At 71.1% G+C, this 20,977-nt stretch carries 18 protein-coding genes; 10 read left to right on the plus strand and 8 right to left on the minus strand.

The annotated features are described in order from the left end of the window. The first annotated feature begins 51 nt into the window (after positions 1-51). The 6 genes from ACWGJY_RS20455 (at position 52) to ACWGJY_RS20480 (ending at position 5,531) form a co-directional block, all read left to right on the plus strand. Positions 52-693 carry an SACE_7040 family transcriptional regulator gene (locus ACWGJY_RS20455; RefSeq protein ID WP_453262228.1) on the plus strand — a complete coding sequence of 214 codons (642 nt, stop codon included), beginning with the start codon at positions 52-54 and terminating at the stop codon, positions 691-693. Between the two features lie 200 nt (positions 694-893). Beyond that, on the plus strand, positions 894-2,051 hold the full coding sequence (locus ACWGJY_RS20460) for an acyl-CoA dehydrogenase family protein (RefSeq protein ID WP_453262229.1): 1,158 nt from the start codon (positions 894-896) through the stop codon (positions 2,049-2,051). A 21-nt stretch (positions 2,052-2,072) separates the two neighbouring features. Next, positions 2,073-3,011 (plus strand): acyl-CoA thioesterase, encoded by a 939-nt coding sequence (locus tag ACWGJY_RS20465; protein ID WP_453262230.1) that lies wholly within the window; start codon positions 2,073-2,075, stop codon positions 3,009-3,011. 219 nt (positions 3,012-3,230) lie between these two features. Then, positions 3,231-3,725: a YbaB/EbfC family nucleoid-associated protein gene (locus ACWGJY_RS20470; protein ID WP_453262231.1), complete on the plus strand. Its 495-nt coding sequence runs from the start codon at positions 3,231-3,233 to the stop codon at positions 3,723-3,725. A gap of 44 nt (positions 3,726-3,769) precedes the next feature. Beyond that, positions 3,770-4,090 carry a type VII secretion target gene (locus ACWGJY_RS20475; RefSeq protein WP_453262232.1) on the plus strand — a complete coding sequence of 107 codons (321 nt, stop codon included), beginning with the start codon at positions 3,770-3,772 and terminating at the stop codon, positions 4,088-4,090. Positions 4,091-4,094: 4 nt separating this feature from the next. Beyond that, positions 4,095-5,531, plus strand: a complete 1,437-nt coding sequence (locus tag ACWGJY_RS20480) for a WXG100 family type VII secretion target (protein ID WP_453262233.1) — start codon at positions 4,095-4,097, stop codon at positions 5,529-5,531. Between the two features lie 132 nt (positions 5,532-5,663). Here ACWGJY_RS20480 and ACWGJY_RS20485 read toward each other — a convergent pair whose 3' ends face one another. The 3 genes from ACWGJY_RS20485 to ACWGJY_RS20495 all read right to left on the minus strand — a co-directional run bounded on the left by ACWGJY_RS20485 (position 5,664) and on the right by ACWGJY_RS20495 (position 8,236). Further along, the gene (locus ACWGJY_RS20485) at positions 5,664-6,407 is read right to left on the minus strand and encodes a GntR family transcriptional regulator (RefSeq protein ID WP_453262234.1); all 744 of its coding nucleotides are present in this window, start codon (positions 6,405-6,407) and stop codon (positions 5,664-5,666) included. Next, entirely contained in the window at positions 6,404-6,946 is a 543-nt protein-coding gene (locus tag ACWGJY_RS20490) for a UTRA domain-containing protein (protein WP_453262235.1), read from the minus strand. The genes ACWGJY_RS20485 and ACWGJY_RS20490 overlap by 4 nt, the downstream gene beginning before the upstream one ends. Positions 6,947-7,555: 609 nt before the next feature. After that, positions 7,556-8,236, minus strand: coding sequence for a TetR/AcrR family transcriptional regulator (locus ACWGJY_RS20495; RefSeq protein ID WP_453262236.1), 681 nt, complete (start codon positions 8,234-8,236; stop codon positions 7,556-7,558). A 600-nt stretch (positions 8,237-8,836) separates the two neighbouring features. On the opposite strand from ACWGJY_RS20495, the gene ACWGJY_RS20500 reads away from it, so the two are divergent. Then, entirely contained in the window at positions 8,837-9,415 is a 579-nt protein-coding gene (locus tag ACWGJY_RS20500; RefSeq protein WP_453262237.1) for a DUF2306 domain-containing protein, read from the plus strand. Positions 9,416-9,497: 82 nt separating this feature from the next. Here ACWGJY_RS20500 and ACWGJY_RS20505 read toward each other — a convergent pair whose 3' ends face one another. After that, positions 9,498-10,295: a phosphatase gene (locus tag ACWGJY_RS20505; protein WP_453262238.1), complete on the minus strand. Its 798-nt coding sequence runs from the start codon at positions 10,293-10,295 to the stop codon at positions 9,498-9,500. A gap of 301 nt (positions 10,296-10,596) precedes the next feature. Between ACWGJY_RS20505 and speB the strand changes: the two genes are divergently transcribed. After that, positions 10,597-11,586, plus strand: coding sequence for an agmatinase (gene speB / locus ACWGJY_RS20510; RefSeq protein ID WP_453262239.1), 990 nt, complete (start codon positions 10,597-10,599; stop codon positions 11,584-11,586). 216 nt (positions 11,587-11,802) lie between these two features. On the opposite strand, the gene ACWGJY_RS20515 is transcribed toward speB, so the two are convergent. Then, positions 11,803-13,386, minus strand: a complete 1,584-nt coding sequence (locus ACWGJY_RS20515) for a helix-turn-helix domain-containing protein (protein ID WP_453262240.1) — start codon at positions 13,384-13,386, stop codon at positions 11,803-11,805. Between the two features lie 194 nt (positions 13,387-13,580). Between ACWGJY_RS20515 and ACWGJY_RS20520 the strand changes: the two genes are divergently transcribed. Continuing rightward, positions 13,581-15,197: a sodium:solute symporter gene (locus ACWGJY_RS20520; protein WP_453262241.1), complete on the plus strand. Its 1,617-nt coding sequence runs from the start codon at positions 13,581-13,583 to the stop codon at positions 15,195-15,197. 172 nt (positions 15,198-15,369) lie between these two features. After that, complete coding sequence (locus ACWGJY_RS20525) at positions 15,370-17,127, plus strand: thiamine pyrophosphate-binding protein (RefSeq protein ID WP_453262242.1); 1,758 nt, start codon at positions 15,370-15,372, stop codon at positions 17,125-17,127. A 151-nt stretch (positions 17,128-17,278) separates the two neighbouring features. Here the strand turns inward: ACWGJY_RS20525 and ACWGJY_RS20530 are convergent, their stop codons facing one another. Genes ACWGJY_RS20530 through ACWGJY_RS20540 form a run of 3 tightly spaced genes read right to left on the minus strand, consistent with a single transcriptional unit; the run spans position 17,279 to position 20,977 of the window. Then, positions 17,279-17,848 (minus strand): TetR/AcrR family transcriptional regulator, encoded by a 570-nt coding sequence (locus ACWGJY_RS20530; protein WP_453262280.1) that lies wholly within the window; start codon positions 17,846-17,848, stop codon positions 17,279-17,281. Further along, positions 17,830-20,106 (minus strand): YhgE/Pip family protein, encoded by a 2,277-nt coding sequence (locus ACWGJY_RS20535; RefSeq protein WP_453262243.1) that lies wholly within the window; start codon positions 20,104-20,106, stop codon positions 17,830-17,832. Before ACWGJY_RS20535 ends, ACWGJY_RS20530 begins: the two co-directional genes overlap by 19 nt. Then, positions 20,078-20,977, minus strand: coding sequence for an ATP-binding cassette domain-containing protein (locus ACWGJY_RS20540; RefSeq protein WP_453262244.1), 900 nt, complete (start codon positions 20,975-20,977; stop codon positions 20,078-20,080). The genes ACWGJY_RS20535 and ACWGJY_RS20540 overlap by 29 nt, the downstream gene beginning before the upstream one ends.

A 20,977-nucleotide genomic window follows, 5' to 3' on the forward strand; every position in this document is an offset into this window, starting at 1 on the left:
ACATCTCCTTCAGGTTAACGAGCACTAACCCGGCTGTCTACAATCGACGGCATGAGTAATGCGCAGCCCTCCGCCCCGACCAGCCGCCGCGAGCAGATCCTCAAGGAGGCGGCCCGGCTCTTCGCGGAGCGCGGCTTCCACGGCGTCGGCGTGGACGAGATAGGGGCGGCCGTGGGCATCTCCGGCCCCGGCCTCTACCGGCACTTCGCCGGCAAGGACGCGATGCTTGCCGAGCTGCTGGTCGGGATCAGTGAGCGGCTGCTCGACGGCGGCCGGATGCGGATCGCGGAGGGTGGCGAGAGCCCCGAGGCGGTGCTGCGCGCACTGATCGACGGCCATATCGACTTCGCGCTGGACGACCGGCCGCTGATCACCCTGCACGACCGTGAGCTGGACCGGCTGCGGGAGGCCGACCGCAAGCGGGTCCGCCGGCTCCAGCGGCAGTATGTGGAGCTGTGGGTGGAGGTCGTCCGCCGGGTGCACCCGCTCCCCTCCGAGTCCCAGGCCCGTGCCGCGGTGCACGCCGTCTTCGGCCTGCTCAACTCCACCCCGCACCTCGGCCGTCCGGGCGCCCTCCCGGGCCGTACGGAGATGGCGGAACTGCTGCACCGCCTGGCGCTGGGCGCGTTCGGCGCGGTGGCCGGGGACCCGGCGGCGGAGGGGTCGGTCGCGGCGGGTGCGCCGGGCGCTTAGTCCGTACCGGGCTGCGTACCGGGCTGCACGCCGGGTTGCGCGGCGGGCTGCACGCCGGGTTGCGCGCCGGGCCGGGCACCCGCCTTTGTATCGGGTTTTGTTCACCTCTGGACAGCTTTGGTGACTGGCCGGTAGCTTTCGCTCCGGAGAGAAGCTGAGCAAGCGCTTAGCCAGACGCGGCGGTCTAAGGAGGCCATGGCATGCGCCGTACGGTGTTCAACGAGGATCACGAGGCGTTCCGGGAGACCCTGCGGGCCTTCATCGAGGCCGAGGTCGTACCGGTGTACGACGAATGGTTCGCCGCGGGCCAGACGCCGCGTGACTTCTACTACAAGCTCGCCGAGCTGGGCATATTCGGCATCCGCGTCGACGAGGAGTACGGCGGCGCGGGCATCGACTCGTACAAGTTCGAGGCCGTGATGTACGAGGAGACCGCGCGTGCGGGTGTCTCCTTCGGCGGCTCCGGCGTGCATGTGCTGCTCGGTCTGCCGTACCTCAAGATGCTCGCCACCGACGAGCAGAAGAAGCGCTTCCTGCCGAAGTTCGTCTCCGGTGAGGAGATGTGGGCCCTCGCGATGACCGAGCCGGGCACCGGCTCCGACCTCGCGGGCATGAAGACCACCGCGAAGCTCTCCGAGGACGGCACGCATTACGTGCTCAACGGCGCCAAGACCTTCATCACCGGCGGCGTGCACGCCGACCGCGTGATCGTCTGCGCCCGTACCGCCGCGCCGAAGGAGGACGACCGCCGCTTCGGCATCTCCCTGTTCGCCGTCGACACCACGTCCGGGGGCTACTCCGTCGGCCGCAAGCTGGACAAGCTCGGCCTGAAGGTCTCCGACACCGCCGAGCTGGCGTTCGTCGACGTGCAGGTGCCGGCCGAGGACCTGCTCGGCGAGGAGAACAAGGGCTTCTCCTACCTGGGCGGGAACCTGCCCTCCGAGCGCTGGGGCATCGCCTTCGGCGCGTACGCGCAGGCCGCGGCGGCCGTCCGCTTCGCCAAGGAGTACGTGCAGGAGCGCACCGTCTTCGGCAAGCCGGTCGCCTCCTTCCAGAACACCAAGTTCGAGCTGGCCGCCTGCCAGGCCGAGGTGGACGCCGCGCAGGCCGTCGCCGACCGGACCCTGGAGGCCCTCGACGCGGGCGAGCTGTCCCCGGCCGAGGCCGCGAGCGCCAAGCTGTTCTGCACCGAGGTCGCGCACCGCGTCATCGACAAGTGCCTCCAGCTGCACGGCGGCTACGGCTACATGAACGAGTACCCGATCGCCCGCCTCTACGCCGACAACCGCGTCAACCGCATCTACGGTGGCACCAGCGAGGTCATGAAGTCGATCATCGCCAAGTCCATGGGCCTCTGAGCCCGTAAGGGCCGCACGCACGTGAACGACGCACTGCAGTCGCTGCTCGGTCTGCTCGCGCTGGAGCGGATCGAGCAGGACATCTTCCGCGGCGAGAGCCGCCCCTCGGCCGCGCCCCGGGTCTTCGGCGGCCAGGTCGCCGCCCAGGCGCTGGTCGCGGCCGGCCGTACGGTCCCCGCCAACCGTGCCGACCGTTCCCCAAGCTCTCGGCTCGGCTCGGGCAGGGGAGACCCCATTCCGCACTCCCTGCACGCGTACTTCCTGCGCCCCGGCGACCCCGGCGCCTCCATCGTCTACACCGTCGACCGGATCCGCGACGGCCGGTCCTTCACCACCCGCCGGGTCGTCGCCGTCCAGCACGGCCGGCCGATCTTCCACCTCTCGGCCTCCTTCCAGGTCCACGAGGAGGGGCTGGAGCACCAGGAGCCGATGCCGCCGGCGCCGGATCCGCTGGAACTGCCCACCGCCGCCGAGATGCTGCCCCGGCACGCCGGACGGTTCCTCCCGCCGGGCGTCGCCGAACGGCTGCTGGAGGCGCGGGCCGCGATCGACCTGCGGTACGTCGACGAGCCGCCCTACGTCACCGTCGGCGAGGTGCGCGAACCCCGGTCCCAGGTCTGGTTCCGCACCCAGGGCAAGCTCGACGACGACGGCGAGATCCCCCGCCCGCTGCTGGACATCTGCCTGGTCACCTACGTCTCCGACATGACCCTGCTGGATTCGGTCCTGCTCGCGCACGGCCGGGGCGGCTGGGCGGTCGGCGACGTGGTCGGCGCCAGCCTGGACCACGCGATGTGGTTCCACCGGCCACCGCGCGCCGACGAGTGGCTCCTCTACGACCAGGAGTCCCCCACCGCCGTGGGCGGCCGGGGCCTGGGCAAGGGCCGGATCTTCACGGCGGACGGACAGCTGGCGGTGTCGGTGATCCAGGAGGGGGTCATCCGGGTGCCGCGGGGGTAGCAGCGGCGGCAAGAACGCGGTCACCGTCACCAGCCGCAAACGGCGGACTTCACGTACGGCGTCGTGCGGCGGGGGCGCGTTCGGCTCGCGTACGGCGTCGCGCGGCGGGGGCGCGTTCGGCGGCGTGTCGGGCGACGGCGCCGCCGCCGGCTCGGCCGGCGCATCCGGCAGTGCCGGGTCTCGATCGCGGCGCCCGTACATACGGCAGGAGAGCTGTTAATGGCACAGCCGCCTGGATTTCACTTGCGCAATGAGGAGGCGTTGCCTCGCTGCGGTGATCTCTACGGCATGCCCGATGAATCCGATGACGACATCCTGCGGCACCTGGACACCAACGTGGCGGAGCTGAACGCGAAGGCGCAGCGGGCCGCCGAGGCTGTGGCTGGATGCTCCGTCACACAGGCGGCCCCCGACCGGTCGGTGACGGTGACCGTGGGCCCGAGCGGCAACCTTCTCGACATCGCGTTCGGCAGGAACGTCGGGACCATCCCCCCTCAGCGGCTGGCCACGCTGGTGATGAAACTCGTCAACGAGGCAAGCCTGCGCGCGAGTGGTGACGTTCGTGCCGCCTTCGCCGACCTGGTCGACGGGAACCCGGCGGCGATGGACGTGCTGGCGCCGTTCATGGGAACCACCGACGACGCGCCGTCCACCGGGTTGAAGCCGAGAACGGCGGCATCTGGTGGTCCGCACGGGCGTCCCCGTCGTCCGTGACACCGGGCACACCAAGAGGCGAGGGCAGAGGGGCGCACAACGACATGACCGGCATCATCAGCGTCGACACCGATGGCTTGAAACGGTTCGCCGACTACCTCAAGAACGACACCGTCAGCGAGATCAGCAGGGCGTCCGACGGAGTTCACTCCCTCAACGGCGGGGACGTCGACGCCTTCGGTGTGCTCCTGGCACAGGCCCTCGGCGTGCCCGCCCGCATCGCGATGGCAGTGGCTGCCGATCACCTCGACGACCTGGCACACACCATGGCCGACGTGGCCAAATCGGTACAGGACACCGCGTCCGTCTACGAAGACATCGAACAGGCCAGCGTGCAGCGCATCCGTAACGAGCTCCAGTGGTGATCCTGTGTCGCAATTAGATCTCACCTCGGCCAACTGGTCCTCGGGCGCCGGCATCGTCGACAGCTTCCACGGGTTGATCCAGGGTGTGCGCAGCGCTCACGACGGCGATGTGGCGGCCGCGGCGGCGGAAATCGGTATCGGCGTGGTGTCCTCGGTACTCGACGTGGTGGCGGTCGGTCTCGATCCGCTGAGCAAATTGACCGCGGTGGGGCTGGGCTGGCTCATCGAGCACGTGGCCTTCCTGCGCAAGCCGCTCGACCTGCTCGCGGGCTACCCGCAGGCCGTAGCAGGAATGGCGGAGTCCCTGCACACGTACGCGCAGGACCTCCGCAACGCCGCTGAGGGGATGCTCTCGTCAGCGCGTACGCACACCGCCGACTGGCAGGGCCTGGACGCCGACGGCTTCCGTGACAGCATCACCGATCACGCGCAGCGGATGCACGCCGTCGGCCAGGCCGTGGACACCACCGGATACGTGGTCGAGACCACGATGGGGGTGATCACTGCGGTTCGCGCCCTGATCCGTGACATGATCACCTCCGTTCTCGGCGACATCGTCGCGACCATGCTCGTTGCGCTGGCCGCCGCTGCCTGGACCTTCGGCGCCTCGCTCATCGTCGGTGTGAGCCGCTGCGTCGCCCTCGCGATCACCCAGGTGACGCGCATGATGACGAAGATCAGCCAACTGGCCGGCCTGTCGGCTCGCTCCGGCCAGCGCCTTGACTCCCTGGTCGACACCCTCGGCAGACTGGCGGCCGACGCCCGAGCCGGCGGTGGAGTTCGCCGCGCTGCCGCGCCGCGGCCCAACGGGAGCACCGCCGGATATGAACTGGACGTTGTCCGCGCGCCGGCGCCCGGACATCACTCCGTCACTTCAGGTAGCGCCTGGCATGACGACGGGCAAGGCTTCGACGTTTTCCGGGACTGGCTCCACTTCGACCGGCAGCTGAACCCGCCCCCCGCACGGGAAACCGCCTCCGCGGGGCGGCCCGGCGCCGCACGTGAACCTGCGGAGAACCCCGTCCGCGAACCCACCGGAGGCCCCGTCCGCGAACTGCCCGTGTCCTCGGCGCGTGAGAGCGCCGATAGCGGGCTGCCGACTGCTTCCCCGGCTCCGGCGGTCCGGGCAGCCAAGGATTCACTTCTGAAGAAGTTCGACGTCGCCGCGCTGAAGAAGCACGAGAAGTGGCTGAGGAGTCCAAGGTTCAACGGCGCCTTCAACCGGGTGAAATTTGTTGACAACTGGATGAAGTCTCACTTCCCCGCCGCCTATCCCTACATCAAAACGCTCAGCGATGCGAAGAGTTCGAAGAACTACGTGGGTCTGGCCGACAAGTTCGCCCTGACGCTGGGAAAGTCCCTCACCGACATCCAGCAGCAAGCCGAGCGGGCATGGGCCGAGTCCGACCGGCAAAGCCAACAGCCCCAGGCCAGGCCGTGACCCGGAATCCACCGGCGCCGGCGGAACACGCGATCCACTGGGCGAGCGGCGGAGCGTCCGCCTCCACCGCGCCCCGGAGCCGGCGGCAATGCATGAAAAGCCGGCCGGCTCTCCCCTGTGCCAGCAGGTCGCTCACTCCGGCGTGAACTCGTATTGGAGTTCATGGAGATGGCCCGCCTTGGCCATGATGGTGACCTCGATGGGCCGTTCGTCGTCCGTGTAGACCACTCGCAGGGTCGGGAGGACGGGCAGGCTGCTGGGAAGGCGGAGGGCCTCGTACTGCTCCTGAGTGGGTACGCGGGCGGAGACCCGGTCGACGCTGCGGCGGGGCGGGTGACCCAGCTCGGCCAGGAGAGTGGGCGTACCGCCCTTGATCCTGCGGCGTTCCGTCATCGCGGTACCGCGGGCGATGTCCAACGGGTAGTAGGACGTGACCAGTTCGGCCGGTTCGTCGTCGACCAGGAGAATCTGGCGTCGGAGCAGTGCCGTTCCGCCGTCCGGGAGACCCAGGGCCTCCGCGGCATCGCTGCGCGCTCGGCCTCCGCGCTTCGCCGCCTCGGTGAGCCAGCGGTACTGCTCGCCGGGGCCGACAGGTGTCATGAAGGAAGCGGGCTGCATGGTCTGCTGCCGGTGTTCGCGCACCGTCACCGCCGCTCCGGCGCGACCCACGACGAGGCGTTCGTCCTTGAGCAGTTGGAGCGCCTTCTGCACGGTCGCGCCGGAAGCATCGAACCGTGCCTTGAGGTGCGTCGTGGACGGCAGTTTCGCGCCCGGTTCCAGGTCACCGCTCATGATCTCGTCGCGTAGGTCGGCGGCGATCCGTTCGTGCAGGGAACGGCGGTCGTACGCGTCGTCTTCGGTTCTCGGCACAGTCATCCGATCTTGATCTCGTAGCGCAGCCGCTGAAGGCGTCCGGGCATCGCCATCCTGTCGACCTGGATCGGCTGGTCGTGCGCGTCGAGCGTGACCCGTGTCAGCTGGAGCACCGGTTCGTCGTCACCGGTCCGCAGCGCCTCGCGTTCCTCGCGACTGGGCATCCGGGCGACGACGTCCTCCTGGACCCGGACGCCGACGTACCCGAGGCCGGCGAGGAGCGAGATCGCGCCGCCGGGAATCCTGGCGGTCCCGGCCAGCCGGGTCCCTTGTGCGATGTGGACGGGGTAGTAGGTGTCGGTCAGTTCGCAGGGCGCGTCGTCGACATACATCACGCGACGGCGTACGACGACGTTCTCACCCTCCGCGATTCCCAGAAGTTCCGCGATCTCGGGCAGTGCCGCGATCTCCCCTGCGTGCACGATGCGTTGGCTGCCGCGGCGGCCACGGGCGGCGGTCTCCGCGCCCCAGGCATCGGACTGCCCTTTCTCGCGGGGCGTCAGATACGGCATCGAGGTGCTGACCCACTCGCTGGTACCCACGCGTCCTCCTGGCGACAGGTGATCTCAACCCTTTGCCTACACGGTAAGCGACTCCCGCGGGCGGCCAGCTGGGGCACTTGCTGCTTTTCGCTTGTTGGTGCATCCAAGGAGCAAGGCGGTGGTTCCCCGTGTCCGTATGCCTTTCGCGGCAACGTCGATGTCCTCGTGTTCGCGTCCTGGGGGTGGAGGTGGCGGCGCGATGAGCGAGTCACAGACCACGCGCCTGCTGCCGTGGGTGAGTCCCGACGGAAAGACCTGCTTCCTCGTGAGCGACGGCGGAGGAGACGGCGGGGACGGATACCCTGGCCGGCCCTGGACGCCGCCTCCGCCGTCGTCCCCGGACGGTGGCATGCCGCCCGGCGACGGGACGCACCACGCGTGAGGCTCAACTCTGCGCAGGGGTACCGCGCCAGTGACTGGCCGGCGCGGTACCTCTTCGAAGCGGGAACACTGACGCCCGATTGGGCGGAGACGTTCAGAGCTGTTCCACGATCGTTGTTCCTGCCGGATCTCGTCTGGGCGCACGACGTGGCGACCGGCCGGAACGTGCCCGACTCCCGGAGCGACGACCCCGAACGTGGTCGCCGACGCCACCCCCGAGCGCCCGCCCTACTCCGGGCAGGGCCGCCCATGGGTGGAGGTGAGGTGGGCGAGTGAGGTGATGATGCGTTCGGCGATGTCCGCGGGCCACGGGAAGGAGGGGCTGACGGCGCGCTGGTGGGCGAGTCCGTGCAGGCCCACCCAGAGCGCCGTCGCGTCAGCGGGCAGGTCTGTGCTGGTGGCGATGCCCGCGGCGGCGCAGGCGCCGAGGGCATCGACGAGTATCCGCATGGAGGACGCGCCGAGCGTGGCGAGGTCCTCCTCGGTCAGGGAACTGTCGCCCAGCGTCGGCGTCCACAGGCCGCCGAACATGGTGCGGTAGCGCTCGGGATGGCTCTGGGCGGAGTGGAGATAGGTGTCGCAGACGGCGAACAGCCGACGGCGGGGGTCGTCGCCGGCCTGTTCCACCGCGGCGCTCAGGCAGCGCTCCAGCTCGGCGAACTCCCGCTGTACGACCGCCAGCATGATGGCCGGCGGGTCCGGAAAGTGCGAGTAGATCGAGGGGGCGGCGATCCCGACCCGCCGGGCGACCGACCGCAGAGTGACGGCGTGCTGGTCGCCGGTCTCGTCGAGCAACTCCGCCGCCGCAGTGATGATCTCCTCGCGCAGACGCCCACCCTCACCCCTTCGGTTACGTGCGCGGACCCGCTTCGGGGTGGTCGGCTCCTCTGCTGATCCAGTGTCCTTCACCCCGTCACCTTACAGCGAGAAGTTTATTGGCGGATCCGCTTGCCAGTACTGGCCTAACGTTTGTAGCCTTACATCCGTAAGCAAACGAGTGAACCTCGGTGACGGGGCGTAGCGGTGGGAGAGGGTTGCTGAAGGATCCGGCTGCCGCCGGCCAGGCCTGAGCGGGCTACGTTTCTCATCCGCCGATTTTGCGAAGATGTCGGGTCCGTTGGGCCTTGTTGGTTGTTTTTCGCGGCGATGAATAGTTCCCAACCGGTGCAAAGCGAAGAGTGTCGAGTTTTCCAGGAATTCTCGGAAATCTTGACAGTTCTGGATGTGCTGCAAGTCGCAAAGTAAGAGGCTGGGGGTTTGGGCGGGCGTGTGCGAGGGCGCCCACCCGGGTGTTCATTGGAGAAAGGCTCGCCGGAGTAACGCCGAACATGGTCGGCTCGCCTCGCAATGCCTGATCAATCGCGGCGTTTTACTGCTGCCGTTGACTGAAACCCGTCCAGCTATAGCCCCTTTCAAGCATTTCAGCTATTGGAGTTGCATATGTCCAGTTCAGTTGCGTCACGGAATGCCCGCCGTCGCTGGTGGTGGTCTCAGTGGAGTCTTCTGACCGTGTTGGCGCTCGGCATCACGGCTTACTTTGTGCCGCCATATCTGATGGGGAGTTCGACGATACCCATCGACCGGCATATCGTAGGATATTACGCAAGTCTGGTGGTGCACGCACTGCCCGCCGGGCTGGCGTTGAGCATCGGGCCGTGGCAGTTCGTGCCTCGGTTGCGTACCCGGTTTCCTCGATTGCATCGCATAGCGGGCCGGGTGTATCTCATTTCCGTTGTTCTTGCTGCGCTGGCGGCCGCGTATGCTGCTGCAGTCACCCCGAGTGGATTTCCACTACAGGTCGCGTTCTATATGCTCATCGCGGCGTGGTTGTTCACGGCGGCTCAGGCTTACCGGACCATCCGGCGAGGTGAGGTGCAGCTGCATCGGATCTGGATGATCCGCAACTATGCGTTCACGTTCGCCGCCGTGACGCTGCGGCTTTACCAGTTGGCCGGTCTGCTGCTGATGCCCTCGGTGGAGTACCGGGACATTTATACCGCGAGCGCTTGGGCGGCCTTGCTGGGAAATGTCCTCGTCGCGGAGTACTTCATCATTCAGCGCAAGCGTGCACCGCAAGTCCGCGGGTAGTGCCCTGGCGCGACGGCGATCGCCACGCCAGATCGGCCCTCAGAGCAGCGCTGTCAGGTGTCGCCCACCGGCCGGGAGGCTGTCAGCCCAGCCCCGCCGCGTCCAGCAGATAGGCCGTCAGCGGGTCGTAGTGGCGCGGGCTCAGGACGTGGTCGTCGAGCGGGATGGTCACCTGGACCGTGCCCTCGGCCTCGGCCAGGAAGAGGGCCGGGTCGTTGGAGTCGGCGAAGCCCACCGCGTCGATGCCGCGCTGGCCCGCGCAGCCCGCCCAGCCGTGGTCGGCCATCACCAGGTCCGGCAGCGGCCGGCCGTCGCGCTCCAGCCCGTCCAGGATCGCGGTCATCGGCTCGGGGGAGTGGGTGTGCCACAGCGTCGCGCCGCGCTCCAGCATCGCCACGTCGCCGAACTGGAAGACCATGCCGTCGTCCGCCCGCAGCCCGTCCGGGATGACGACGATTTCGCAGCCCGCCGCCCGCAGTGCCTCGGCCGTCGCGCGGTGCACATCGAGCAGCCCGCCCGGGTGGCCGGTCGCGAACAGCACCCGCTGCCCGTCGGCGGCCGCCTTGCGCAGCACCGCGGCCGTCCGGTCCAGCGCATCCACCGTCAGCTCGGGGTCGATGGTGTCCTGCCCCTGCCGGTGGTGCGGATCGTCGACGACCCCGCAGCGCTCCGCCATCACGGCCAGCACATCCTGCTCGTCCGTCCAGCGGTCGCCGAACTCCAGGCCGAACCAGTAGTGGCGCTCGCCGTTGGCGAGTCTGCGGTAGTGGGAGAGGTTGTTCTCGCGGGGGGTGGCGACGTCACCGGCGATCCGGGTCCGTACGAGATGATCGACGAGGGCGGCGCGCGAGGGGGCGGGGGCTGCGGAGGCTATCGGCATAGCGCCCATTGTGCCCGTACACCTGTTCCGGGGCCGGAGAGTTCCGCAGCCCGGACACCGGGGTGCGGATGCCGGAGCGGCGGCACCGCGGTGCGGATGCCGGAGCGGCGGCACCGCGGTGCGGATGCCGGGGCCCCTGGCCACGGCCGGTTCTGAGGAAAGCCCTGGCTACGGCCCGTCCGGCGGGAGCCCCTGGCCACCGCCCGTTCCGGGGCGCCCTGGCCAAAACGTCCAATGCCTCCGGCCCCGTCTCCGCAAATGTCCATGGGCCGGGCGCCCGGCCCTCCCTACTCTCACCCTCATGACCACCGCAGCCAGCCCATCCAACGGGCCCGTGGGCCCCGTCGACTCCTCCCGCGTCCCGCGTTACGCCGGGCCCGCCACCTTCGCCCGACTGCCCCGGCTCGACGAGGTCGGCGGCCGGGCCGATGTGGCCGTCGTCGGTGTCCCCTTCGACACCGGCGTCTCCTACCGCCCCGGAGCCCGCTTCGGCGGCAACGCCATCCGCGAGGCGTCCCGTCTCCTGCGCCCCTACAACCCGGCCCAGGACGCGTCCCCGTTCGCGCTGGCGCAGGTCGCCGACGCCGGTGACATCGCGGCCAACCCCTTCAATATCAACGAGGCCGTGGAGACGGTCGAGGCCGCGGCCGACGACCTGCTCGCCTCCGGCGCCCGCATGATGACCCTCGGCGGCGACCACACCATCGCCCTCCCGCTGCTCCGTTCGGTCGCCAAGAAGCACGGCCCGGTCGCGCTGCTGCACTTCGACGCCCATCTGGACACCTGGGACACCTACTTCGGGGCCGAGTACACCCACGGCACCCCGTTCCGCCGGGCCGTCGAGGAAGGCATCCTCGACACCTCCGCGCTCTCCCACGTCGGCACCCGCGGCCCGCTCTACGGCAAGAAGGACCTCGACGACGACGAGAAGATGGGCTTCGGCATCGTCACCTCCGCGGACGTCATGCGCCGCGGGGTGGACGAGGTCGCCGACCAGCTGCGCCAGCGCATCGGTGACCGTCCGCTGTACATCTCCATCGACATCGACGTCCTGGACCCGGCGCACGCGCCCGGCACCGGCACCCCCGAGGCCGGCGGTCTCACCTCCCGCGAACTGCTGGAGATCGTGCGCGGGCTGTCGTCGTGCAACCTGGTCTCGGCGGACGTCGTGGAGGTGGCCCCGGCGTACGACCATGCGGAGATCACCTGCGTGGCCGCCTCCCACACGGCGTACGAGCTGACGACGATCATGTCGCGGCAGATCGCGGCGGCACGGCACGGCGGCGCGTAGGCGCCGGCCTCAGGGGGGCGGTCGCGGCGCCGGCCTCAGGGGGCCGGTCACGGCGCCCGGTCTCACGGTGCCCGGTCTCACGGCACCGGCCGATGACGCCCGGCCCGCCACGGTTTTCGTGGCGGGCCGGGCGTCGTTCTTTTCCCGGGTGGGGTGCGTTCTCTCCCCGGGGCCGGAGGCGTTCTCTCCCCGGGGCGGGATGCGCCGCGGTCGGCGTCAGGCGGGCGGGGTGCCCCGGTCGAGTGAACGGAGGGCGAACCACAGCTCCATGCGGACGTCGGGGTCGTCCAGATCGGTGTCGAGGAGGCCGGCGATACGGGTGATGCGCTGGCGGACGGTGTTGCGGTGGATGCTGAGGGCATTCGCGGTGCGGTCCCAACTGCCGTGCAAGGAGAGCCAGTTGTGGAGGGTGGCGAGGAGGGGTGGGGAGCCGGCCAGCGGGGCGAGCAGGGCGTGGGCGTGCTGCTGGGCGTCCGTGGGGGCGACGAGCGAGGTGATGCTGTGGGGGCCGGGGGTGCGGTGGCGTACCAAAGGGGCGCGGCCGGCGAGGGCGCGGCGCAGGGCGGACGCGGCATGCCGGTCGGCGGCCGGCAGCTCCGCCACCGGGACGGGTGCGCTGACGCCGAGGGTCCAGCCCGGCTGCGCGGTGATCTCACGGTCGGCGGGGACCAGGGCGCGCAGGGTGGGGGCGGCGCCGGGGGCGGCTGCCGCCTCGGTGCCGGTGCCGGGGTGCGTCTCAGGGGCCGTGGCCGGCCCGGTTCCGGTGTCCGGGGCGACGAGCGAGGTGCCGAGAGCGGTGGCCAGCGAGGCCGCCGACTCCGTTGTGTCACGGCGGCGTTCGGCGTGGACAACGGTCCAGTGGGACGGCCCGAGGAGCGGGGCGACCTCGGCCGGGCGGGCGCCGAGGAGCAGCCGGACCAGGGCAGCGCCGTGCCCGGCAGCGGCCGGGCCGTGGTCGGTGGCCGGGCTGGTGATCAGCGAGAGGAGCACCGCGGCGACGCCCGCGATGGTGTGCGCAGGCGGATCGTGCGGATCCGCGGCGACCACCAGGGCGAGTGCCCGGTCGCCACGCGCGCGTCCCGTCAGGGCGTAGGCGGACAGTGAGCTGCCGGGGAGGGTGTCGGTGGCCGAGGACGGGCCGCCCGCGCCGACGACCTGGGCGAGACGGCCGGCCGCGGCCCGGACGGAGGGGGCCGGGCGGGGGCCGGCGGAGCCGTGTTCCGCGCCGTCCGGGGCGAGCAGCGCGGTCCAGCCGTGCACATGGCGGGCCAGTGCGCGCAGCACGGCGGCTGCCGGGCCGGGGCGGGCGGCGGCCGCGGCCAGCGCGCGCTGTGCCTCGCTGAGCCGGGTCAGCTCGTGGTGCCGGGCCTTGGTCACCGCCTGCCATACGGCGCTCTCGACGGCCGTGAACGGGGTGCCCGCCGGGACCTCGACCAGCGGCAGGCCGTGCCGGTCGCAGGCCGCCACCAGGGCGCGGGGGACGGTGTCGTGCACCGGCGCGATCCCGAAGCCGAGGGCGGCGGCGCCGGCCGCGACGGTACGGGCGGCATAGCCGTCTAGGTACTCATCGAGGGCGGCGCCGTCGCCCCTCATCACCTCCGCCAGATGCACCCCCGCCGTCAGCAGCAGCTCGCCGCCCAGGAGGTACGGCACCGGGTCGGCCATCTCGGAGGTGTGCACCCAGTGGATCGCGACGCCCTCGCGGGGGCCGGCGATCTGGCGCAGACCCAGATCCGTACGGGCGAGGAGGGCTGCCAGCGGGACCGGCGGGGTGGACGGCGGGGGCAGGGGCTGCGGCATGTGCGAACCCTCCACATCAAGGGGTGGTGAATGGAGGAAACGTACGCTTCAGCGTTGCCTTTCGGCCTCCTAGGGTCAACCCCCGAGACGAGGCGCGCGGCGGGACCCCCGCCCGCCGCGCGCCCGTCGTCCCCCACCTCACGCCACACCCCTCACACCCCCTCTCCCCTCGGCGCAGTTGGAAGGGATGGCCCATGGCTGTCGACTATGCGGTGATCGTGCTCTACATGGCCGGAATGCTCGCCATGGGCTGGTGGGGAATGCGGCGCGCCACATCCAAGAGCGACTTCCTGGTTGCCGGCCGCCGCCTCGGCCCCGCGATGTACTCGGGAACCATGGCGGCGATCGTGCTCGGCGGCGCCTCCACCATCGGCGGCGTGGGCCTCGGCTACCGGTACGGCCTGTCCGGCGCCTGGATGGTGGTCACCATCGGCCTCGGGCTGCTCGCGCTGAGCGTCTTCTTCTCGGCCCGGATCGCCCGGCTGAAGGTCTACACGGTCTCCGAGATGCTCGATCTGCGCTACGGAGGCTCCGCCGGGATCATCTCCGGTGTCGTCATGTGGGCGTACACGCTCATGCTGGCGGTGACCTCGACCCTCGCCTACGCGACCATCTTCGATGTGCTCTTCGGCATGGACCGCACGCTCTCGATCGTCCTCGGCGGGGCGATCGTCGTCGCGTACTCGACGCTCGGCGGCATGTGGTCGATCACCCTCACCGACATGGTCCAGTTCGTCGTCAAGACGATCGGTGTGCTGCTGCTCCTGCTGCCCATCGCCGTCATCAAGGCGGGCGGCTTCGCCGCGATGAAGGCACAGCTGCCGGACGACTACTTCGCACCGCTCGGCATCGGCGGCCAGACCGTCTTCACCTACGTACTGATCTATTCCTTCGGCATGCTGATCGGGCAGGACATCTGGCAGCGGGTGTTCACCGCGCGCAGCGACAAGGTGGCGCGCCTCGGCGGCACCGCGGCCGGCACGTACTGTCTCGCCTACGCGCTGGCCGGTGCGGTCATCGGCACCGCCGCCAAGGTGCTCTACCCGCATCTGGGCAGCCCGGACGACGCATTCGCGACGATCGTCAAGGCGGCACTGCCGGTGGGTGTGCGGGGACTGGTGCTGGCGGCGGCGCTGTCCGCGGTGATGTCGACGTCGTCGGGTGCGCTGATCGCCTGTGCCACGGTCGCCAACCACGACATCTGGTCCCGGGCGAAGGGCCGCGCCGCAATACGGCGGCGCCCGGCCGCGGAAGGGGCAGGCGGCCAGGCGTCCGGGGCGCAGCAGGCCGGGGATGGGGTTGGGGACGGGGAGGGGAGGGAGGGCGACGGGGCGCACGACGAGGTGCGCGGCAACCGGGTGTTCATCCTTCTCATGGGCCTCGTGGTCATCGTCATCGCGATCGCGCTGAACAATGTCGTCGAGGCGCTCACCCTCGCCTACAACGTCCTCGTCGGTGGTCTGCTGGTGCCCATCCTCGGCGGGCTGCTGTGGAAGCGGGGCAACGCCGCCGGCGCGCTCGCCTCGGTCGCGGTCGGCGGGCTGACCGTCATCGGCCTGATGGTCTCGCTCGGCGTCCTCGCCAACGAGCCGGTCTACTACGGGCTGATCGCCTCGCTCGTGGCGTATGTGGCGGTCAGCCTGGCCACCAGGCCCACGGACGCGGCGGTGCTGGCGGCCTGGCGGGCGCGGCTGGCCGGCCGGACGGGCGGCGACGGCTTGGACGGCGGTTCGGGCGGCGACCCGGAGGGCGATACGGCCGGGGCGGTGGCACTGGCGCTGAAGCCCCCGGCCGCTCCCGGACGGGCCTGACCGGGCCTGACCTGACCGGACATCAGCCCCTGGCCCCCTGGCGCAGCCTCAAGGCCGGGGCACAGGCACCCCTGTCCGCCCTACGTCCGCTCCACCGCCCCCCACACGTCCGTCCCCCCCCACACGTCCGCTTCACCACACGTCCGCCCCGCACGGAAGGCAGTTCGCACCCATGAGCACCACCACCCCCACGCCCCCGCAGCACCGGCGCAACGGCGGTGACCTGGTCGTCGAGTCGCTGGCCGCGCTCGGCGCCGACACCGTTTTCGGGCTGCCGGGGCAGCATGCGCTCGGGATGTTCGACGCGCTGCGCCGCTCCGCGCTGCGCTACGTGGGGCTGCGGGTGGAGAACAACGCGGGCTTCGCCGCCGATGCGTACGCCAGGACCACGCACGGGGTCGCGCCGCTGCTGGTCTCCACCGGCCCCGGCGCGCTGATGACGCTGGCCGCCCTGCAGGAGGCGGCGGCCGGTTCGGCCGCCGTACTGGCCATCGGCAGCCAGGTGCCGCTGGCCGGGATCGGCGGCGGGCGCCACGGCTACCTCCATGAACTCACCGACCAGAGCGCCTCGTTCCGGGGCGTGGTCAAGTCCGTCCACACGGCGCGTACCGCCTCGCAGATCCCCTCGGCGGTGGCCGCCGCCTGGGAGTCGGCGCTGAGCGCCCCGCACGGACCGGTGTGGCTGGAGATCCCGCAGGATGTGCTGCTGGCGGCGGCCGACGTTCCTCCGGTGGTCGAACTGGACGCCAGGCCACGGGAGTTGCTGCCGCGGCCCGAGCTGATCACGGCGGCGGCGGACCGGCTGACCCGGGCCCGGCGGCCGGTGATCCTGGCCGGCGGCGGAGTCGTACGGGCCGGGGCCGAGGCGGAGCTGCTGGCACTGGCCGAGCAGCTGCGGGCTCCGGTGGCCACCACCTTCGGCGGCAAGGGCGCCTTCCCGTGGGAGCATCCGCTCTCGCTGCAGTCCTGGCTGGAGGACCGCTACACCACGACCTTCCTGGAGGACGCGGACACCCTCCTGGTCGTCGGCTCGGGGCTGGGTGAACTCTCCTCGAACTACCACACGTTCCGGCCGCTGGGGCACGTCGTACAGATCGAGGCGGACCTCGGCAAGCTGGAGTCCAACCATGCCGCGCTGGGCATCCACGCGGATGCGCGGGCGGCGCTGGCCGCGCTGGTCAAGGAGGTGGGGGAACGCGAGCCCCGGGACGCCGGCCCCACCGAGGCCGCCGGGGCACCCAACCCCGAGGCCGGCGGGCCGTCCGCCCCCGAGGGCGCCGGGCCGTCCGCCCCCGAGGGCGCCGGGCCGCCCAACCCCGAGGCCGCCGTCGCCGACCTCCTGGCGCGGGTCCGCGACCGGATCGCCGGACAGCATCTCGGCCTGGAGCAGCAGATCCTGGCCTCGGTGCGGGACGCGCTGCCCGACGGCGCGGTCAGCTGCTGGGACATGACGATCCTCGCCTACTGGGCCTGGTCCGCCTTCGACCCGCGGCGCACCAACGCGCTGCATTCGGCGCAGGGCGCGGGGGGACTGGGGTACGGCTTCCCGGCGGCCCTGGGCGTGGCCGTCGCCGATCCGGCGCGGCCGGTGCTCGCGGTCTCCGGCGACGGCGGCGCGATGTACTCGATCGCCGAACTCGCCACCGCCCGGCAGTACGACCTGCCGGTGACCTGGCTCATCGTGGACGACGGCGGCTACGGCATCCTGCGCGAGTACATGACCGACGCCTTCGGTGCGGCCACCGCCACCGAACTGGCCCGGCCGGACTTCGTGGCGCTGGCCGAGTCGTTCGGCGTCCCCGCCGTCCGGACGACCCCGGAACAGCTCCGCACGGACCTGGCGGCGGCGCTGTCGGCCCCCGGCCCCTCGGTCGTCGTACTCCCGGCCCGGCTGCGGATGTTCGCGCCCACACATCCGGGTTCTGGATGACGCCGTGACCCGAACGCCCGCGGCGCCGTGCGGCCGCACCGGCCCGGAGGCCGTTTGCGGTTCCTGGGACGCCCGAGGTGCCGGGGGCACCCGAAGCGCCGGGTCCTGCCTCAACCGGTCGGCAAGCAACGGCGGTTGGGCCCCGCCGGGCTCACCCGCCCCCGCTCACCCGCCCCTGCACCAGCCGCGACAGGGCCGCGTGCACCTCCTCGACCGAGCGGTCCGGCTGGAAGGACTGCCAGTCGAGGGCGGCGACCAGGACCATGCCGAGGAGCGCGGAGGCGGTGAGGGGGATGTCGAGTTCGCCGGAGAGTTCGCCGGTGTGCACGGCGTCCCGCAGGACGGACTCGACGACGGCCTGGGCGCGGCCGCGTACGGAGGTGAGGGTGGCGCGCCAGGTGCGGTTGGTGCGCCACAGTTCGGCGACGTAGAGCTGGATGAGGGCGGGGGAGCAGGCGATGAAGTCCAGTCCCGCGCGGATCATGGCGTCCAGGGCGTCGATCCGGGTGCCGCCGCGGGCCGCCGTGGCGTCGGCGGCCCGCTGGAGTGAGCCGGCGAGCAGGTCGATGCCGTCCCGCAGCAGCTCCTCGTAGAGGACGTTCTTGCTGGCGAAGTTGTAGTAGACGGTGCCCTTGGCGACACCGGCGCGGTCGGCGATCTCCTCGACGGTGGTGGCGGAGAAGCCCTGTTCCGCGATGAGGGTCACGGCCGCGTCGAACAGCCGGCGGCGCGTCGAGGCGCGGCGGGTGACGGGGGAGGCCCCCGGGGCGGTGACGGGCGAGGCCTCAGGGGCGGTGACGGGGGAGGCCCCCCGGGAGGTGCACGCAACCGCACAGCCCCCGGTCCCCCGGGGAACCCGCACAGGGGAACTTGCCGGGGCCTGTCAGTCCTACGCACCCCCTGCCCGGAGCGCGCCGTCAGGGCGGTCAGGGCCAGGGCGCCGACGGCGAAGGCCACCAGGACGCCACAGCCCTGCCAGACGATGGCGAGGTCACCGCCGGTGATCAGCCGGCGCAGGCCGTCGACCACGTAACTCATCGGCAGGAACGGGTGGATGGCACCGAAGAAACCGGGGCTGGTCTGCACCGGGTAGGTGCCGCCCGCCGAGGTCAGCTGGAGCATCAGGACGACCAGGGTCAGCACCCGGCCGGCCGGTCCGAAGAATGCGCCCAGCAGCTGGATGATCGCGGTGAACGTGGCCGTGGCCAGCAGCAGGAAGCCGATGGTGGCGGCCGGGCGGGCCATCTCCAGTCCCAGCCCCCAGTGCAGGACGGCCATCAGGGCCAGCACCTGTACGGCACCGACGGCGTAGGCGGGAAGCCAGGAGCCGAGGGTGATCCGCCAGCCCGGTGCGCCCGCGGCCAGGGCCCGCTTGCCCAGCGCCGGGAGCAGCATGAACGCGACCATCGCGCCGACCCAGAGGGAGAGCGGGATGAAGTACGGCGCCAGGCCGGTGCCGTAGTTGGGCGCCTTGTGCATCGACTTGGCGGCCAGCGCGACCGGGTCGGCCATCACCTCGGTGCGGGCGTCGCGGTCCTTCTTGTTGTAGTCCGGGATCTTGTCGACACCGCTGTGCAGGCCGTCGGCCAGCTGGTTGGTGCCGTCCTTGAGCTTGAAGAGCCCCCCGGTGAGCTTGACGGCGCCGTCCTTGGCGTCGCCGACGCCGCTGTGGACCTTGCCGGCGCCGTCGGCGAGCTTGCCCGCGCCGTCGGCGAGCGAACCGATGCCGTCGGCGAACAGGCCCGCGCCCTGGGAGACCTTGTGGGCACCGGCGTTGAGCTCGTTGATCTGACGGATCGCGGTGTCCGCGCGCTGCCCGATGCCCGGTGCCTGCTCGGCGACCATCACCGCGCCCTGGTGCACCTCGTGCAGCTTGCTGCGCAGCGGCCCGAAGTCCGCCCCGGCGACGGCGTCGTTGACCTTCTCCGCCGCGTCCGCGGCGACCTTGCTGCCGTCCGCGAGCGCCTTCAGCTTGGTGCAGTCGGGGTCGGTGTCCAGCAGCCCGCCGCAGCGGTCCTGGTAGATCTCCGCGGCGTTGTCGGCGTTCTTGCGGGCCTGGGTGGCGGCCTTGGCGGAGTCGCCCGGCAGGGTGTCGAGGACGTCGTCGATGGTCTCGGTGGCGTGGGCGACGAACTGCGCGCCCTGACCGATCTCCTTGCCGTGCTCCCGCAGGAAGGGCAGGTCCTTCTTGGCGAGGCCGTGGACCTTCTCGGCGAGCTGCTGGGTGCCGTCGGCGACCCGGCCAGCGCCCTGGCTGAGCTGATGGGCCTTGGCGACGGCGGTCGAGGCGCCCTTGCTCAGGTCGCCGGCGCCCTGACTGACCTTGCCGGCGCCCTCGTTGAGCTTGCCGAGGCCGTCCGCGAGGTCACCGGAGCCCTTCTTGGCGCTGCCGACCCCCTTGTCGACCTTCCCGGCCCCGTCCGCCGCCTTGGCGGTCTGGTCGTGCAGGTCGGAGAACGAGACGAATATCTTGTCGAGCATGGCGCGCGATGAGCTCGCCGAGGTCTTGGCCCGGATCTCGGAGAAGACCGACTTGGAGATCGAGCCGACGACGTAGTTGTTGGCGTCGTTGGTACGGACCTTGAGCGCGCCGGTCTGCGGGTTGTCACCGGAGCTGGAGGCGATCCGCTTGCTGAAGTCCTGCGGGACGGTCAGCGAGAGGTAGTACGTGCCGTTCTCGACGCCCTTGGCGGCGTCCGCGGCGCTGACCTGCTCCCAGTGGAAGGTCTTGCTGTCCTTGACCTTGTCGGCCAGGTCGTCGCCCGCGGTGATCTTCTTGCCGTCGGCGGTGGCGCCACGGTCGTCGTTGACGAGGGCGACCGGGATCTTGTCCAGGCGGCTGTAGGGGTCCCAGAAGGAGCACAGGTACAGCGCTCCGTACAGCAGGGGAATCAGCGTCAGGGCCACCAGGCCCAGCCGGGGCAGCTTCCCCCTGCCGAAACGCCTGAGCTCAAGCGCGGCCAGTTTCGGCGAACGCATCCGCTGCTTCCTCCTCGTCGGTGTGGGGGCGGGTGTCCGCCGCGGTGGATCCGGCGGCGGGCGGTGCGGCGTCCGAGGTGGCCGGTGCGTCAGGCATGGCCGACGCGTCAGGCGTGGTCGACGTGTCAGGTGTGTCAGACGTGTCAGACGTGTCAGACGTGGCCGAGGCGGCCGGTGCGGGCGTGGTGCGCACGATCAGGGCGTCCGCCGGGGCATCGCTGCCGGTGGCCACGACCGTGGTGCCGGTGTGCGTCAGGTCCCGCAGCAGCTGCCAGGCCGCGGTGCGTTCGTCCGCCGACAGCTTGAGGTCGACATCGTCGACGGCCAGCAACTGCGGGCCGTGCATGATCCCGAGGGCGAGCGAGAGCCGCAGCGCCTCAAGGCGCTCCAGGTCGCGGACGTGCGTCCGGAGGCCCTTGACGAGGGTGCCGGGGTCGAGCCCGACGGCCGCGAGGGCGGCGTCGACCCGGGCCCGGGTGGCTTCCTTCTGGCGCCTGCCCCAGGGGAGCGAGGCGCCGAGGCCCTGGAAACGGTGGCCCAGCAGGGCCTGTTCCTTGAGGTGTTCGCCGACCGTGAGGGCCGGTTCGAGTTCGGTGACGCCCGGTACATGGGTGATGGCGGTACGGCTGCGCACCGTACCCATGCGCTGGGGAAGCGGGAAGCCGGCGACCGTCGCCTCGCCCGCGGTGATCCGCATCCGGCCGGTGAGGGCCAGCAGCAGGCAGGTACGGCCGGAACCGGAGGAGCCCTGGACGGCGATCAGCGCACCCGGTTCCGCGCTGATGCCGATCCCCTGGAAGGCCCAGCCACGTGGACCCTTCACTCCTATGCCCCTGGCGTCGACCGCCGCCCCCTGGCGGGTGGTGTTCAC

The sequence above is a fragment of the Streptomyces sp. NPDC054765 genome, from assembly GCF_053612065.1.